Source organism: Dyadobacter subterraneus, from assembly GCF_015221875.1.
GTDB classification, from domain to species: domain Bacteria; phylum Bacteroidota; class Bacteroidia; order Cytophagales; family Spirosomataceae; genus Dyadobacter; species Dyadobacter subterraneus.
The window spans coordinates 4,604,773-4,620,859 of record NZ_JACYGY010000001.1; the positions used below are offsets into that span (position 1 = coordinate 4,604,773).

The 16,087-nt window shown below is 40.1% G+C and carries 13 protein-coding genes; 5 read left to right on the top strand and 8 right to left on the bottom strand.

The features are described from left to right. Positions 1 to 10 precede the first annotated feature (10 nt). The 4 genes from IEE83_RS19160 to IEE83_RS19175 all read left to right on the top strand — a co-directional run bounded on the left by IEE83_RS19160 (position 11) and on the right by IEE83_RS19175 (position 2,670). Positions 11 to 589 (top strand): nitroreductase family protein, encoded by a 579-nt coding sequence (locus IEE83_RS19160; protein WP_194122117.1) that lies wholly within the window; start codon positions 11 to 13, stop codon positions 587 to 589. A 7-nt stretch (positions 590 to 596) separates the two neighbouring features. After that, entirely contained in the window at positions 597 to 932 is a 336-nt protein-coding gene (locus IEE83_RS19165; protein ID WP_194122118.1) for a hypothetical protein, read from the top strand. Positions 933 to 1,004: 72 nt separating this feature from the next. Further along, complete coding sequence (locus IEE83_RS19170; RefSeq protein WP_194122119.1) at positions 1,005 to 1,940, top strand: ring-cleaving dioxygenase; 936 nt, start codon at positions 1,005 to 1,007, stop codon at positions 1,938 to 1,940. Positions 1,941 to 2,049: 109 nt separating this feature from the next. Beyond that, positions 2,050 to 2,670: an alpha/beta hydrolase gene (locus IEE83_RS19175; protein WP_194122120.1), complete on the top strand. Its 621-nt coding sequence runs from the start codon at positions 2,050 to 2,052 to the stop codon at positions 2,668 to 2,670. Positions 2,671 to 2,751: 81 nt separating this feature from the next. On the opposite strand, the gene IEE83_RS19180 is transcribed toward IEE83_RS19175, so the two are convergent. The 8 genes from IEE83_RS19180 to IEE83_RS19215 all read right to left on the bottom strand — a co-directional run bounded on the left by IEE83_RS19180 (position 2,752) and on the right by IEE83_RS19215 (position 13,494). Next, a complete protein-coding gene (locus IEE83_RS19180; RefSeq protein ID WP_194122121.1) occupies positions 2,752 to 3,648 on the bottom strand; it encodes a hypothetical protein in 897 nt (298 codons plus the stop codon). 79 nt (positions 3,649 to 3,727) lie between these two features. Further along, positions 3,728 to 5,785, bottom strand: a complete 2,058-nt coding sequence (locus IEE83_RS19185) for a beta-L-arabinofuranosidase domain-containing protein (protein WP_194122122.1) — start codon at positions 5,783 to 5,785, stop codon at positions 3,728 to 3,730. Between the two features lie 119 nt (positions 5,786 to 5,904). After that, complete coding sequence (locus tag IEE83_RS19190) at positions 5,905 to 6,822, bottom strand: cation diffusion facilitator family transporter (protein ID WP_194122123.1); 918 nt, start codon at positions 6,820 to 6,822, stop codon at positions 5,905 to 5,907. Between the two features lie 175 nt (positions 6,823 to 6,997). Then, a complete protein-coding gene (locus IEE83_RS19195; protein WP_194122124.1) occupies positions 6,998 to 7,819 on the bottom strand; it encodes an SDR family oxidoreductase in 822 nt (273 codons plus the stop codon). A gap of 348 nt (positions 7,820 to 8,167) precedes the next feature. Beyond that, positions 8,168 to 8,851, bottom strand: a complete 684-nt coding sequence (locus tag IEE83_RS19200) for a ferredoxin reductase domain-containing protein (protein ID WP_194122125.1) — start codon at positions 8,849 to 8,851, stop codon at positions 8,168 to 8,170. Positions 8,852 to 9,043: 192 nt separating this feature from the next. Then, positions 9,044 to 9,904: a helix-turn-helix domain-containing protein gene (locus tag IEE83_RS19205; RefSeq protein ID WP_194122126.1), complete on the bottom strand. Its 861-nt coding sequence runs from the start codon at positions 9,902 to 9,904 to the stop codon at positions 9,044 to 9,046. 29 nt (positions 9,905 to 9,933) lie between these two features. Beyond that, entirely contained in the window at positions 9,934 to 12,501 is a 2,568-nt protein-coding gene (locus IEE83_RS19210; protein WP_228101882.1) for a M1 family metallopeptidase, read from the bottom strand. Between the two features lie 39 nt (positions 12,502 to 12,540). Next, the gene (locus IEE83_RS19215; RefSeq protein WP_194122127.1) at positions 12,541 to 13,494 is read right to left on the bottom strand and encodes an esterase-like activity of phytase family protein; all 954 of its coding nucleotides are present in this window, start codon (positions 13,492 to 13,494) and stop codon (positions 12,541 to 12,543) included. A gap of 130 nt (positions 13,495 to 13,624) precedes the next feature. Between IEE83_RS19215 and IEE83_RS19220 the strand changes: the two genes are divergently transcribed. Further along, entirely contained in the window at positions 13,625 to 15,988 is a 2,364-nt protein-coding gene (locus IEE83_RS19220) for a S9 family peptidase (RefSeq protein WP_194122128.1), read from the top strand. Positions 15,989 to 16,087 lie beyond the last annotated feature (99 nt).

The following is a 16,087-nucleotide window of genomic DNA, read 5'->3' on the forward strand; positions in this document are numbered from 1 at the left end:
TAGCCAAACAATGAGTCATATTAAAATTGCAAACACAGAGCACGATGTGCTTGATTTGATTAAAAACAGATGGAGTCCACGTTCTTTTTCAGATAAGGTAATTCCTGAGAACGATTTACATACAATTCTTGAAGCGGCCGGATGGGCTGCCAGTGCAAATAATGAACAGCCTTGGCAGTATTATTACGCTTCAAAAGGCCATGATGGATTTGTACAAATCACAGAAAGTCTAGCAGGTGGAAACAAGCCTTGGGCGCAACATGCCGATGTATTAATTGTGTCTGTTGCCAGAAAAACTTTTGAAGCAAACCAGTCAGAAAACGGTGCTGCAATGCACGATCTGGGCATGGCCAATGCACATTTATTATTGCAGGCATCAGCCCTGAATATTTACAGCCATATGATGGGCGGTTTTGATAAAGCAAAAATTTCAGAAACCCTGGATTTGACAGAAAACCAATTCCCTGTTGCCATTATTGCATTGGGATATCTGGACGAAGCTGAAAAATTGGAAGAACCTTTTAAAACCAGAGAACTTTCGCCGCGTGTTCGTAAACCGTTAAACGAGTTTGTTTTCTCTAAAAACTGATAAGATCATGGAACCTGTGAAAGTAAATATCCTGGCGATCGGCCGGCATGAAGAAATTCTTGAAACTGTTTTGCGGATCATCAATAAAAGCAAAAACTGGACAGCCCAAGGCGCTTTAACCGATGAAAAGGCAATTGCATTATTTGATGAACAAAAATTTGATATCGTTCTTTTATGCGGCGGTATTGAAGAAGAATGCGAAGTTGTGCTGCGTAATACTTTCATAGAAAAAAATCCTGAAATCATTATCATCCAGCATTACGGCGGAGGAAGCGGATTATTGAGTAATGAAATCATTCATGCGCTTTCAAAACGTAATAATTTACCAAATTCAAATTCCTGATTTTCTTGTCCTAGTTCAATGTCCAGGGCCTCAAATCTTCGGAAATTTGTATAACAAAAAACAAAAACAATCATGGAAAATCAAATCTTAGGTCTGCATCATATCACTGCCATAGCAGGAAACGCAAAACGTAATCACGACTTTTATACCAAAGTTCTTGGCCTGAGATTAGTGAAAAAAACTGTGAATTTTGATGATCCCGGAACATACCATTTTTATTACGGTGATGAAGTTGGATCAGCCGGTACCATCCTGACATTTTTCCCTTGGGAAGGAACAGCACAAGGCCGTACCGGAACAGGTTTGGCAACTGATATCGGATATTCAGTTCCAAAAGGAAGTCTTGATTTTTGGGCTGACCGTTTTACAGAGTTTAAAGTAAAACAAGGAAACAAAGACCAGAAATTCGGAGAGTTATATCTTCCATTTCAAGATCCTGATGGATTGAAAATCAACCTGATAGAATCAAAAAACGAAGATACCAGAAAACCATGGGAAACAGGTGATGTGAAAGCTGACGTTGCTACCAAAGGATTTCATAGCATCGTTTTGACATTAAAAAATATAAAACCGACTGCTGAGATTTTGACCGATATTTTCGGATATAAATTATTGGAACAGGAAGGAAACCGTTACAGATTTATCACGGATGCTGTTGAAAACGCGGCCATCGTTGATCTGATCGAATCGCCAAATGAAGAACGTGGATATAACGCCGGAGGCACGAATCACCACGTTGCTTTCCGTGTCAAAAATGATCAGGTTTTGATGGAATTCCGTGAAAAAATCGCGAGTAAAGGTTTGAATATCACGCCAAAAATTGACCGTGATTATTTCTTCTCTTTATATTTCAGAGAACCAGGTGGAGTATTATTTGAACTCGCTTCTGAAAATCCTGGATTTGCGATTGATGAAACTGTGGAAAATTTAGGAAGCAGTTTGAGATTGCCAAAACAGTATGAAAGTTCACGTGCTGAAATTGAAAAAATATTGCCAAAACTGGTTTAATCCAGAAAGTTTTTTGGAAAAAAAGTAAGGATCTGAGACGATCAAATCCTTACTTTCTAAAGATCCGAAATTGCAATATTTTAACAATCAATTTAGATTCAACATTGTCATGCATACCAAAAAAGTAATAACAGCCGGAAAAGCTATTGATGAAACTGATAAAGTTTTGATCATGATTCATGGCCGGGGCGGAAGCGCACAGGATATTCTATCGCTGGCTGCACATCTGAATACTAATGATTACGCGCTTCTTGCTCCCCAGGCCACCAACAATACCTGGTATCCAACATCATTTTTGGCTGCACCTTCCGTAAACGAGCCCTGGCTTTCTTCGGCAATTGAAGTGATTGATGAAGTTGTTGCGGACGTGGTCGCCAAAGGAATCTTGAAAGAGAATATTTTCTTCTTAGGATTTTCACAAGGTGCTTGTCTTACGCTTGAATATGTTACCCGAAATGCGACAAAATACGGTGGCGTTGCTGCTTTTACTGGCGGACTGATAGGTGACAGAATATATTCTGAAAACTATTCAGGAGATTTTGCAGGGACGCCCATTTTCATCGGTACCAGCAATCCTGATCCGCACGTTCCGGTTTCAAGAGTTCAGGAAACGACGGCAGTTCTGGAATCAATGCATGCCGAGGTTTTTGAAAAAATATATCCTGGCATGGGACATACCATCAGCCATGATGAAATTGAAAAGGCTAACGCTTTGATTTTCAATAAATAATATTCTGAAATATAAAAGCCAGCGATCAATAAAAACGATCGCTGGCTTTTTGTTGAATGAATTTCGAAACAAATACTTCGTCTACTCTCTTTCACGTTTGGTATCGTCATCTGAACCCACAAAAAGCATATAACGAAGAGAAATTCCGAAAGCCAAACCACTTCCATCTGCCTTGATTGTCGCGGTTTGAGTCTGTACTTTATTTACGTAGTAATCAAGGTCTGTCGTTAAGGAATTTCCAAATCCCCAGCGTTTTCTTGCATAAAAACTTAGATCAAATGCTTTGGCAATTTTGATCACATATTCCGCAGTAGCGTCCGCAAAGCCGGTTATTTTGGCGCTGGTCCGGGTATCGCTACTCAAATATAGCGTATCACTGCTTACTCTCGAACGTCTCAAATATCCTTCAAACTCCATAAAATCCTTCTGTTTTCCGGAATTTGGCACAATACCCGCACCCGCGCCAATCCAGAATGCAGAGCGGCGAACGGAAGAATTTCTTTTGCCAAACAAAATCCTGCGTTTGGCGCGTAAAGCAATGTTATTCTTATCATTATCCATCTTATATTCTAATGGATTATATCCGTTTATAATCAATGTGTTATGGATAGGTGAACGGGCGTATTCCAGTTCAAGGCCCCATTTTTCCTGATTTACCCAGCCAATGGAAGCACTGTAACCAGAGCGGCTGGCGGATTTTGTATCAACCAATCCCTGAAAGTTATTATTCAACGTGCTTTTATCGGTTCCTATAAAGCCATCGAAACCTATATACCAGCGGTTATGAACTTTCTCGGTTGTGTATTTGGCAAAAATTGCTTTTTCCCTGTTTGTTTTAAAAGTATTAACCTTAGGCGTTACAGGATCATAAAATTCTTTTACCGGAGCTGTGACCGGATTATAATAATCTTCATTGTTTTGCCCGACAACGGCGCCGGCACAAAACATAAAAAAAAGAAGGGTGTAAATTGACTTCATAAAAATTAAGTTCTGACTTCATTTAGCTTTACGCTAAGTAAGTCAGAACCGTTGCAACGCGCAAAAATATGATATTAAGTTATTTAACAACAGGAAAAGCTACAATTCTAACTTTAGTAAATCCATAAGGAACCAGCGTTATTTTCTCCGTTTTGTCGTCAACTTCTCCACGATAAATTCCTGTCCGGTCCGTAATTGGTTGTCGCGCCATGCCGTCAACCACTTTCCAGTTCGGAATTTTCTTACCGGAAGCTGTAATTTCAATTGGTGCATGTGCCAAATTCCAGACAAACTTTTCGGAAACAGGTTTAACGGAAACCGTCAGATTACTTTTTGGATCTTTTACAATGCTCTCCAAAAGCCCATAGTTCCAGTCCGATTTTGGGAAAACGCTGAAATAATCTCCTTCGACTTTGTCATTTCCTTTTTCCCATTTTTCTTCCAGTTTTAATGCGTAAACCAAAGGTCCGCGTTCAATGGTTCTCGAATTTTTACCCCAGTTTGAAGTTATCATTTCCATCGGGAATTCCAGCGTCAGCTTATCATCATTTTTCCAGATGCGGTCCAGCGTTATTACTTGTCCTCCTTTTTCTCTTTTCAATTCTTTTCCATTAAGCATCAGAACAGCTTCTTTACACCAGCCCGGAATTCTTAATTGAAGAGAAAATGCAACATCTTTTTTTGTCACAAATTCAAAATTGATTTTATCCTCAAAAGGATAAGTTGTTATTTCTTTGATAGTAATTTCAGAATTGGTTTTACCGACTTTGGCGGTAATCTCATTAGGGCTATATTCCAAAGCAGCCAAGCCATTTGCCGCAGTTCCATACCAGAGATGGCTCGCAAACTTCGTCCAACCCTGATGCATGTTTGCAAGACAGCAGGTATAACCGCTTTTCATCCCTAGTACATTACACATTTCTCTTTCAAAAGGTAAAGAAAAATCAAAAACACCCCGGCTAATTTGAACCTGATTGGCTACCTGGAAATATTGCTTGGCGTTATAATCGTCCGTCGTCTGAGTTGGTAATGCGTTGAAAGTCATACGTTCCAGCGCATCCATATATTGAATATCACCAGTGATTCCAATGATTTCTTCGAGCGAAAACATGGCCTCGGTTATTGCACAAAGTTCGACGCCTTGGGTGGGCGCATTGCCGTGAATATCCTCATCTCCGGAAAAAATGCCCATTGGCAGTCCGTGAAGCGTCATCAGGTCATTAAAACCGGTTTTTAGCTGGGTTAGGTATTTCGGATTTTTGGTTCTTTGGTAATTTATTGATGGTGATTTCAAAGCCATCGCTACATTTACTGCGTGACGGCGCATCCAGTATTGATCATTTTGCTGGGTAGCCGCATTGATTGCCCAGTTTCTGTTACCAAACCATTCGCTCCATTGGAAAGACTGCGTTTCGATCAGATTTGCAAGTTCAATTAAAGATTTGTCATGATTGATACTGTAAAGCCACTGCGCGATCATAATATTATCTGCACCTCTGGATTCCGCCCATTCTGACCATTTGTTGATGGGACAGGCTTTCAAAGATTGCAACTGATATTTGAAAAACTTACTCATAAATGGAATTACCCTTGGGTCATTCGAAGCCAGATAATACTGACGAATTACTTTGAGCATCACCATTTTTGGCCACCAATCCTCTCCTGCCGAACAATTTCCGGGTGTTATAACAGCTTTATGTTCTCGCTCTTCTTTTGTTACAGGACCAAAATATCCGGAAGGACGTTGATGGTCAATTGTCCAGTTGATGTATTGTAAAACCTTATCCTGTACCACTTTGTCATCCAAAAGATAAGCCAGTGGCACTGCGCCATCAAGCCAGTAAGGTGTTTCCTCCCAACCATCACCTTTGCCCCCAAGCCAGCCATTATCATTTTTCACTTTGGCATAAACTTCATCCAGATGCCCCGTGGTACCATCACGCATGGTTTTCAGCTGATCAAGCAACCAACCCTTGGGTTTAATTGCATTTAAAGGAAGCTGATGATAAGGTTGGGATTCCAGAAATGAAGGAGCGGCCTGAACTTTCTGCGCATTGACCTGTCCGGGAACGGCACAAAAAGAAGTTATCAATAAGGCAAATCCTGTGATTTTTTGGGCAGAAATATGTAAAAACATAAGTATTGGTTTTTCGATATTTGTCAGAGTTCGAATTTTCAAGTTGATAAATCCGGTCTCTAAGAAAGTACCAACGACGCTGTTTTTACTAAGTTAAACTTCAAGGTCAGTTTAGCTAATCAGATAATCCATTTTCTTTCTGTCGTAAATGAAATGGTTAACCACATGGTATAATTTCCTTTAATGCGCTCGTACACTTCCTGTCTGATTCTGTCCAGCTCCGCTACCTTCATTTCTGACATGGATTTTGGCAGAAGAAAATCAATTTCAACCGTGTAACTGCTTCCGGTTTTTGCAACTCTGACAACCGATTCCAGAAAACCGTATTGCGCTGTAATTTCATCGACGTTCGTATGCATCAGATCTTCAACCTCGTCGTCAGGAGCAAATTGAAGTAATTCGCGGATATTCTTCTTGAACGTTTGGGCAGGGATTCGAAGAAACAAAAGCGAAATGATGACGACCATCGTCGGATCAATGTAGGGAACCAGGTATTCGTATTTTGTTTTGGTAATAAAAAAAGCAAGGGACAATCCGGCCAAAACGCCAAAACTCAAAAACGCATCCAGCTGCCATTCGGTCGATTCGATCCGGACATATTCTGAACCTAGTTTAGCAGCGTTGGATTTAAAATAAAGCCAGAGAATAAAACATCCGACAATGGAAAAAATCAGATAAGGCAATGCCAGATCCATCTCCACGATTTTACCGCCATTAATCAAATCGATAACAGATGTTGTCAGGGAATAAAGACAAAGAAAAATGATAACAGAGGTTTGAACGGTAATTGCAAATGGTTCAAATTGAGAACGGCCAAAAGGCAGATTATCGTCGTCTGGCTTTCTGATAAAGTTATTGACAAACAAAGAAACACCCGAAAGACTGATACCAATCATGGAGAAAAGCGCATCGAAAATAATCGCTTTTGAATCAACAACAATTCCAATAATAATTGCCCAAACCGTAAAAACGGAACCAAGCCAAATTGATTGTTTAATCAATTTTCTTTCCTCAATACGTTTCTTTCGGGGATTCATAAATTTCAGATATTAACTACCTGCACAATTTCAACGTGTTGTTTAACAATTACTTATTGCCTCATTTCCATGGTCTGTGTCCTCACAGACCTCTTCGACGAACTATCTACTAATATCAAATCAGTTTGAAAACAACAGGTCTGAGAAGACACAGACCACGGTGAAAATTTAACAATTACTTACTTTCTCCAAAAAATCGCTTTTCCGCAGATTCCATATATTCTTCATCGCTTGTTTGTTTTCTCAATGCATAGAAACTTTTTGCATCATTTCCTGCAATATAGCGAAGCTGGTCCGTCCCGTCCGTTGCGGCTTCATATACTACTTCGGCAATTTGTTCAGCAGTTGAATAATTTTTTCGCCTTTCCGGTGAAGATAGAATACCGATAAAAGATGAAAGGTTTTTCTCGTAAGCAGGATGACTTCCCTTGTCCAGAGACCGACCGGCAAAGTCTGTTAAAATCCCACCTGGTGCCACAGTTTTGATCTTGATACCAAACGGTTTTAATTCATACCACATACTTTCACTCCAACCTTCGAGTGCAAATTTCGTGGCGTGATAAACTGAGTTGAAGGGAATAGCGACATGTCCACCGATGGAAGTTGTGGTAATAAATAAGCCCTTTTTGTTTTCTCTGAAATGTTCAATAAAAGCTTTGGTAACACGCAGCACACCGAGCAAATTGGTATCCAGCTGACGAACAAGCTTTTCATCTTCAATACCTTCCAGCGGTCCGGCCAGTCCATATCCTGCGTTATTAAAAACCACATCGATCGGACCGAATTTTTCAATAACCTCTTTACTGACGGATATGATTTGCTCCGGATTTGAAACGTCTAAGGTCAAAACAGAAATATTTTCTATATCGGCCCAATCCAACGAATCCTGAATATTTCGCATGGTGGCTATTACCTGCCAGCCTTTTTTGGCAAATAACAAAGCCGTAGCTTTTCCGAGGCCAGTTGAAGCGCCGGTTATAAAAATAGTTTGTTTCATTTGATGATGACAGGTTTAGACTGCAAAGGTATGGGGTTCTTTGAAATTTTCAGTTAGTGCGGGGATTTGGTAATATGGTTTGGTTGAATTTCAGGTTTCATAGATAAATGTCATGATTCAATGATCTGTGACTAAATCTTATGTCATCTGATTCCGTGGTCTGTGTCTTCACAGACCTCTTCGCCACTTTATTAGTTTAGGACCAAATCAATTTTAAAAATAACAGGTCTGTGAGAACACAGACCACGGAATTACAATAATAAAAAATGCCCTTCAAACTAAACTTGAAGGGCATTTTGATAGTAATAATTTTATAAACAAAACATCAGATTTAAGTAAAAAGAATAACTACGACCAGAAACCTTGCACACGAACGGTGTCGCAATCACTTTTCTTTAATTCTTTTCTTAAATGTACACAGCTGGGAATATGTCCCGCTACATAAACCGTAGCGTGATTAAAATCTTTCTTTCTGGCCCATTTCGTCAAGGCATGAAAACCTCCCTGGTCGGTTTGGGGAACGGGTTGAATATTCCAGTTGAAATACTGCATAAATTCGGCACGGTGGTTTTCTTCTTCAATGGCAATTGCACCGGTAATGTTTTTTGACCCGGCCAACTGCTGCAAAGCAAGGTAATGCCCGATTGTTGTCATATCGCCCAGTGCAACCATGTCACCGCCTTCAACAGGCCGGTGCATCGTAGCACCAACGCCAACGTATGTTATTTTGTCTCCTGTATTTAAGGATCTTACCCAGTCGCTGCCCGGCCCTTCCTGCATGGCATTGATATATAATGTACAAGTTCTGGTTTCAACGTCCCAGCCAGCGGGCGTATAATCGCGGTATACTCCGGGAGCAACTTTTACTTTCATATGTTGAACACGATCCCAGCCGGACATATCGAGGGAAGGAAAGTGTACATCAAGTTCGAAAAAGGTCGCAGGGTTCCAGGCCCTGATGGCTAATATTGTTCCTTCTTTTGCTAGTGCGTTTTCAAATAACGTTAGGGCTGTTTGTTTGAGAATATTCATGATTATGGCTATTTGGTGTTAATGATTAATTCCTGGCAATCAACTATAACCGGGTAGACGAATTCATTCTTTGTTTTACTTTAATTCAAGAAAAAAAAATTAAAAAAGTCTTAGACGCCATAACTAATTGACAATACAAAGCAACACATGAAAACGAAAAACAGAAAGAGAGAAAGAGCGGGAAAGGTTGGACTATTTACGGTATTCCTTCCGAAAGGCTGCCGGATAACTTCCGGTCACTTTATGAAATAAACGGGAAAAATAGGTAGGATCGGTATAGCCAATTTGAAAAGATATTTCTTTGATATTCAGGTTTGTGTAATACAGAAGTCTTTTTGCTTCCATTATCACCTCGCGCTGAATCCAGTAACTTACCGAAAAGCCGCTTATGCTCTTGACAACTTCATTCAAATAGGAAGGCGTTATATTTAAAGCCTCAGCATATTCCGCAGGACTTTTTATGGTTTTAAAATTCCCCAAAACCATTTTCTTAAAGGCGTTATTGATGATTACGGGACGAGAATTTCCCAGCGAATGCTGTTGTTTATGCTGTTGAAAAACCGTGGCAAAACCACCCGCGCAAACCTGAATCATAGAACGAAGCGCAGCTTGCTGAAATGGTAAGTCCTCCTGACTTCCGAGCATTTCGAACAATAATTCAATGGATTTATCCAGAATCTCAGCAGTTTTTTCATTCACCGGAACAGGTTCCGAATGTGCCATATAATCTTCAAAAACAGCCCTGTAACTATCATCGAGCGAAGCAAGATCAGTGGCGATAAACCAGCCTTGCGAATCAAAAGATGTATAGGAATGATGAATCTGACCTGGCAGAATACAAAAAATCACACATCCTTCAAAGTTAACCTCCTGAAAATCAATCATCATTTTAATATTTCCGCTTTTTTGAAATATGAAAATATAATGATCGTCGCGATGCGCCCCATATCTGGCTACCTCAGTGGATTTCTTCGCATCGATCCTGTGAATTTCCAGACCAAGATTTGTCCGGTCACTTAAAGAATGAAGTGGAATGACTGGATTTTGGGGCATTTTCCAAATATAAAAAACGATTTAAATATTTATTTTTTCAATTTCACAGCTCTGTCGAGCATATCCGTAGACTGCAAAATCTTGTTTTTCAAGTAATAAGGATATTCAGGATTTTCCTTTAAAAATGTATTCGCAATATCAGCAGCTTCCTGATCCGAATGACCGGAAAAAGTGGCACCCAGCCACCTTTGCGGGAAGAAAATATCACCCGTCAGCTGAACTTCCTGTAAAAGATCCAACGATGTTTTTAAATATTTGGTTGAATTTTTAGCGCGCAAGGGATGATGCAGATATCCCAAGGCTTCCAAAACCCAGGCTTCATGTTCTCTGTTTTCCGGTTTTTTAAGCGATTCAAAAAAAGCATCACGAATGTTTTGCTCCGGACTTAAAGCGGGAATGACAAATTTCATTTTTGACTTGCGATCCGGATTTTTCGTATCGCTTAACTGCTTTTCAAATATCGCCTTTCCATCTCCCCTGCCTTTTAAAACCAATTCATAAGCCAGCGAAATTTTATCATCTTCTGATAAAATCAGATCTTTCACTTTCAATTTTTCATTCCATAAAGATTCTAATTTCCCTAATCCGTCTTCTGTCATAGAAATATTTCTAAAAGCCCTGAAATAGGAATTTTTCATCCCTTTATCCGGTGTGGTTTCCAGTAAAGTCCATAGAATTTTTTCTGCGTTTTGCTGATATTGATTTCTTTCTGATTCGGTCAGGAATGTCCACCAGGTTGTCTGGATATCTCCAAGTAGATTGTCAGAAATCAGTGCGTTGTTTTCTTTTGGTAAAATATCCAATAGCGTTTTAGCAAAGTTCACGGGTGTAGCACCGTCACCCCGCAAAAATCCTTCCCAGATATTAACCAGCATCGCTCCCCGGAAAACCGGATCGGTTAACATGGTATCTTTTTTCGAATTGTAATTCTTCAAAAAGTAATCTTCCGAAACAGAATCCATCTTAAAATAACCATAACCCTGTCCATTAGAATTTGGAAAAACCATCGCAGGAAGATCCGGCTTTCTGACACTTTGCGGCTTATTGTCAAGATTAATACTAACGCTTCCCTGGGCAAACATTTCCTTCCAGTAAGTAAGCACGGGCTGCTGCCAGATCCGGTCAGAAAGCGAATCTTTTTTCTGTTGAATTAATATTTCATCCTTATCTCCCACAAATTCATATTCGGGCATACCTGGCGTTTTCACCCAAACATTGCTCCATGTGGTAATATCCTCCGGACTTTTTTTATCAATAATACCAATCAGATCATCCCATTTTGCATTGCCAAACGAAAAAGATTTCAAATATTCCCTCAGACTTTCGCGCATCATATTTTCACCGATTTTCTTTTCCAGCTGACGCATTATAATAGGCGCTTTTTGATAAATAATTCCGCCGTAAAGTGTTCCGGCATTTTTAAGATTTCCCAGTTTTTGAAGAATCGGATTGGTCCCGCTGCTCCTATCCACTTCATATGCACCAGGATAATGCGCAAGCAGAAAACGCAGCTCAAAATTAATTTCAGGAAAACTTGGCTGGACAATTTTGGCGGCCATAAAATTGGCAAAAACCTCTTTTAACCAAACGTCACTAAACCAGTCCATCGTCACCAGATCACCAAACCACATGTGCGCAGACTCATGGGCAATCACACTGGCACGGGCAAGTTTCCGGTTAACCGGGGCATTTTCATCAAGAAAAAGTGATGATTCATTGTAAAAAATAGAACCAGGATGCTCCATTCCGCCATACTGGAAAGAAGGAATCAGTACAAAATCAAATTTCCCGAACGGATATTTTATAGCGGTATAATTTTCCAGCCAGGCCAAAGATTTTGCATGCAAATTGAAAACCTCATCACTGTTCCGCTTCACTTTTACACTATCCGTCTCACGGTAATACATGGTCATTGCCCTGTTACCAACCGTTTTTTCGGTCTTGAAAAACTTGCCGGCAGCAAATGCGAACAGATATGAACTTATCGGTTTTGTTTTTTCAAACTGATAAATATTCTGATCTGCGCCTGATGTTTTTTCTTTTAGAATACCATTTGAAACAGCTTCCCAGGTTTTCGGCGTTTTTAAGGTCAGGGTGTAAGAAGCCTTTAAATTTGGCTGATCAAAAAGCGGAAAACAAGTTGAAGCGCGGTCTGGAACAAAAAGTGTATATAAATATTCTTCGTTTCGGTTCAGCGAAAGATCACCGGCCGTAAATACAATTTCAACCTGGTTTTTTCCTTTTATAAGCTTATCCTTATTTATAACAATGTGTTCATTTACAAACTCGTAAGCAATTTCTTTACCCTCCGCTTTCACCGAATGTATATGAGCACTATCCGTGTTAAAATCCAAAACCAGTGCGGAATCAAGGGATTTTAAATTGAAGGTTATAAGCTGCTTACCTTGAGTCGGCTGAGATTTCTGAGCAGGAATTTCCAGTTCAATAGCATATTGAATACTGTCAATCATTTCCTTTCTATACTCATTCAATCCAAAAGAAACGCCTTTATCAGGAGCATCATTTTTTGTATTTTTACAACTCAGGTTTGTCAGCATAATACTGATGAAAAACAAAATTAGATAGCGGGTTTGCATTGAGTCAATTTTAAATTCAGTACTATTAACAGGAGTTTTTTATTTTTCCTTTAACAAAATCAATTGCGTTCTCTGGTTATTATTTAGTCCCGGATTATCGTCAGTCACCAAAAGCAACTCCCGTTTCCCATTTTCATTCGGCCACCACGACATCCCTTCCAGATTGTCAACTACAATTGGAAAATTGTCATTAAAATCAAAAGCCGGTGCCTGACCCTTTTTTAAATGAGATCCGTTTACTGAAACTTGCCAAAGTTTTGCCTTGATTTTTTTGGAAGCTTTTTCATCAAAACATCTTTCCAAAACGAGCAGCTGATTTTCCTGAATCGCAATTATTTCAGAAATCCCTCCTCTTTTTTCCGTTGTGCTCAAAGGACAACCACTTCTGTCGATCACATAAGTGTAAGGAACGGCCTTGCCATAACCAGAATTTTTTCTATCAAACTTCCAAAAGTGAATCGTATCATTTCCAACTTCCGTCTCGCCTTGCCAGCCCGCTTCGGGCGCGATCCAAACTGCCCCGCTATCGGTAACTGCAACGGCTTCAATTCCTTTATTATCCGCTGGCAGATGCATCGGCGGAATTAAATAAGCGGGCGGAAATGAGTCGTAATAGCCAACATAAGTTGTGGTATCATTTGTGTCTTTATTGGGTTTGTATTCGTTTTCTACCGCGTACAGAAAAGTCGAAAAACGAGGATCGAAACGGATTGCTTCAAACCAGTAACCAGTCTTTTTGGTAACAGCCAAATCCTGTTTTTTTTCAAAATCACGAATGTTTCTAATGCTGTCTAAAATGAAATAATTTCCTCTATCGCTTGCCAGATGCCATTGTTTTTTTGAAGAAATATATTCAATTCCTGAAATACCGTGCAACGGACCCGCCGGTTTTTTGGCAAGAACTGTATAATCAGCCAACTCGAATTTGACTGGTTGCGCTTGTAAAGAATGAAAACAAAAACAGGAAAAAAGCAGTAAAACTAACTTGTTCATCTTGAAACGCGTTTATTGAGGAGCAGACAAAAATAGCACAGATACGGCATATATTAGGGAATTATCATCAAGAGTTTAATAAAACTTCTAAATTGCATGTCATGACAACTAACCTACCTGCCTGCTATTTATGAAACACTTTTTGCAAGTAACATCACTCCTGTTAATCATTACATTAATACCATTAAAAGCACAAAAACTGGGGCCGCTCACGGTTGAAAAAATCATGCGTGATCCCAAGATGTGGCTCGGTACTTCGCCTTCTGATATTTTCTGGTCGAGTGATTCCAAGACTATCTATTTCAACTGGAATCCGGATAAAAATATGGGCGATTCGCTTTACAGTTATTCGCTGACTGACAAAAAAATCGCGAAAGTTTTAATTGCCGATCGCAAAAAACTTCCGGCGAAAGATGGGAACTTCAACCGTGATCATTCTTTAAAAACTTATGAGAAAGACGGTGATATTTTTGTGGTGAGTTATAAAGATTTTACTATCCGTCAATTGACCAATACAGTTGAAAAAGAATCGGATCCGTTGTTTAGCGGAAATGAAAAAAGTATCGTTTTTGAGCGGGATAATAATCTTTTCAGTTTTGAACTGGCAACCGGATTAATAAAGCAGCACACAGATTTTAAAACCGGAAACAAAAAAGCAGAAGCGAAACTCAGCGCCGAAGAAAAGGTCTTAAAAGAGGATCAGCTGGCAACGTTTCAAATTTTGAAGGAAAGAAAAGAGAAAAAAGATGCCGGTAAAAAAATAGACAAAGCCGAAAAACCGACTTATCCGAAAGAAATTTATCTGGGAGAAAAACGCATTCAAAATCAGAAAATCAGTCCGGACAACAGGTTTGTGACCTATCAGTTAGGTCAGCCTGATAAATCCGCCAAGACGACCATTGTCCCAAATTATGTGACAGAATCCGGTTTTACGGAAGATATTTCAGGCCGCACAAAAGTAGGCGCTCCGGCTTCCAGTTATGAATTCTGGGTGTATGATATCAAAAAAGACACAACGAGGAAATTGAGTGTAAAAAACATTCCGGGTATCAGCGACAAACCGGATTATTTGAAAGATTATCCAAAACAGGATACCGCAAAAAAAGACAAAGAGCGTCCAGTGATCGTGCATAGCCCATTCTGGTCGGATAACGGGAAAAATGCTGTGGTTGTGGTAAGATCATCTGACAGCAAAGACCGCTGGATTATGGCCTTCAATCCGGATACTTTGTCGCTTCGTTTGCTGGACAGACAGCGGGATGAAGCCTGGATTGGCGGTCCTGGTGTGGGCGGTTATGCAATGAGTTCAGGAGAAATTGGCTGGATTGATGATCAAACGATTTATTTCCAAAGCGAGGCAAGCGGATATTCGCATTTATACGCTGTGGACATTGTTTCTGGTAAAAAAACGCAGTTGACAAGCGGGAAATTTGAGATTCAGAAATTACAGCTTTCAAAAGATAAAAAAACTTTTTACCTGACTACCAATGAAGTCAATCCCGGTGAGCAGCATTTTTACAGTATGCCGGTAACCGGTGGAAAAAGAACTCAGATCACACAGGCAGTTGGCGCCAACGAGGTAACTTTATCTCCCGACGAAACCAAACTGGCGGTACGTTATTCGGCTAGTAATAAGCCATGGGAGCTTTTTATGATGGAAAACAAACCGTTGGCAAAACCGGAACAGATCACCAAATCCATATCTGCCGAATTTCAATCTTATCCGTGGCGCGAAGCGAAAATGATCACTTTCAAAGCCACTGACGGAGCTGATGTTTATGCACGTGTTTATGAACCTAAGAAATCAAATGGCCGGGCTGTGATTTTTGTCCATGGGGCTGGATACCTGCAAAATGCACACAAATGGTGGAGCAGCTATTTCCGGGAATACATGTTTCACAATTTACTGACTGATCAGGGATACACAGTTCTTGATCTTGATTACCGAGGAAGTGCTGGCTATGGCCGCGACTGGCGTACAGGAATTTACCGTTTCATGGGCGGAAAGGATTTGACAGATAATGTGGACGGCGCTAAATATCTGGTAAAAGAATACGGCATCGACAGCAAAAAAATCGGTGTTTACGGCGGATCGTACGGCGGTTTTATTACCCTGATGGGACTTTTCACAACACCGGATGTTTTCAAAGCTGGTGCTGCGTTACGTCCCGTTACAGACTGGGCTGCCTACAATCATGGTTACACGGCAAATATTTTGAATGAGCCGCAATCTGACAGTATTGCTTACCACAAAAGTTCGCCGATTTACCATGCGGCAGGATTGAAAAATCACTTGCTGATTTGTCACGGGATGGTGGATGTAAATGTTCATTATCAGGATGTTGTAAGATTATCACAAAGGCTGATTGAACTTGGCAAAAACAATTGGGAACTTGCATCTTACCCAATGGAAGATCATGGTTTTGTAGAAGCTTCTTCCTGGACAGACGAGTACAAAAGGATTTTGAAACTATTTAATGAAAAGCTGAAATAATAGTAATCGAAGAGTTTGGGGAAGGGATATTAATTCAATATTCTTCCCCGGATTTTTCAACAAATCCGCCACTTTGCCCCTTCCCGACTTTCGCCTACC

Excerpts from the sequence above, each read along its gene's own strand:
- IEE83_RS19160 (WP_194122117.1), top strand. The coding sequence starts at position 11 with ATGAGTCATATTAAAATTGCAAACACAGAGCACGATGTGCTTGATTTG.
- IEE83_RS19165 (WP_194122118.1), top strand. The coding sequence starts at position 597 with ATGGAACCTGTGAAAGTAAATATCCTGGCGATCGGCCGGCATGAAGAA.
- IEE83_RS19170 (WP_194122119.1), top strand. The coding sequence starts at position 1,005 with ATGGAAAATCAAATCTTAGGTCTGCATCATATCACTGCCATAGCAGGA.
- IEE83_RS19175 (WP_194122120.1), top strand. The coding sequence starts at position 2,050 with ATGCATACCAAAAAAGTAATAACAGCCGGAAAAGCTATTGATGAAACT.
- IEE83_RS19180 (WP_194122121.1), bottom strand. The coding sequence starts at position 3,648 with ATGAAGTCAATTTACACCCTTCTTTTTTTTATGTTTTGTGCCGGCGCC.
- IEE83_RS19185 (WP_194122122.1), bottom strand. The coding sequence starts at position 5,785 with ATGTTTTTACATATTTCTGCCCAAAAAATCACAGGATTTGCCTTATTG.
- IEE83_RS19190 (WP_194122123.1), bottom strand. The coding sequence starts at position 6,822 with ATGAATCCCCGAAAGAAACGTATTGAGGAAAGAAAATTGATTAAACAA.
- IEE83_RS19195 (WP_194122124.1), bottom strand. The coding sequence starts at position 7,819 with ATGAAACAAACTATTTTTATAACCGGCGCTTCAACTGGCCTCGGAAAA.
- IEE83_RS19200 (WP_194122125.1), bottom strand. The coding sequence starts at position 8,851 with ATGAATATTCTCAAACAAACAGCCCTAACGTTATTTGAAAACGCACTA.
- IEE83_RS19205 (WP_194122126.1), bottom strand. The coding sequence starts at position 9,904 with ATGCCCCAAAATCCAGTCATTCCACTTCATTCTTTAAGTGACCGGACA.
- IEE83_RS19210 (WP_228101882.1), bottom strand. The coding sequence starts at position 12,501 with ATGCAAACCCGCTATCTAATTTTGTTTTTCATCAGTATTATGCTGACA.
- IEE83_RS19215 (WP_194122127.1), bottom strand. The coding sequence starts at position 13,494 with ATGAACAAGTTAGTTTTACTGCTTTTTTCCTGTTTTTGTTTTCATTCT.
- IEE83_RS19220 (WP_194122128.1), top strand. The coding sequence starts at position 13,625 with ATGAAACACTTTTTGCAAGTAACATCACTCCTGTTAATCATTACATTA.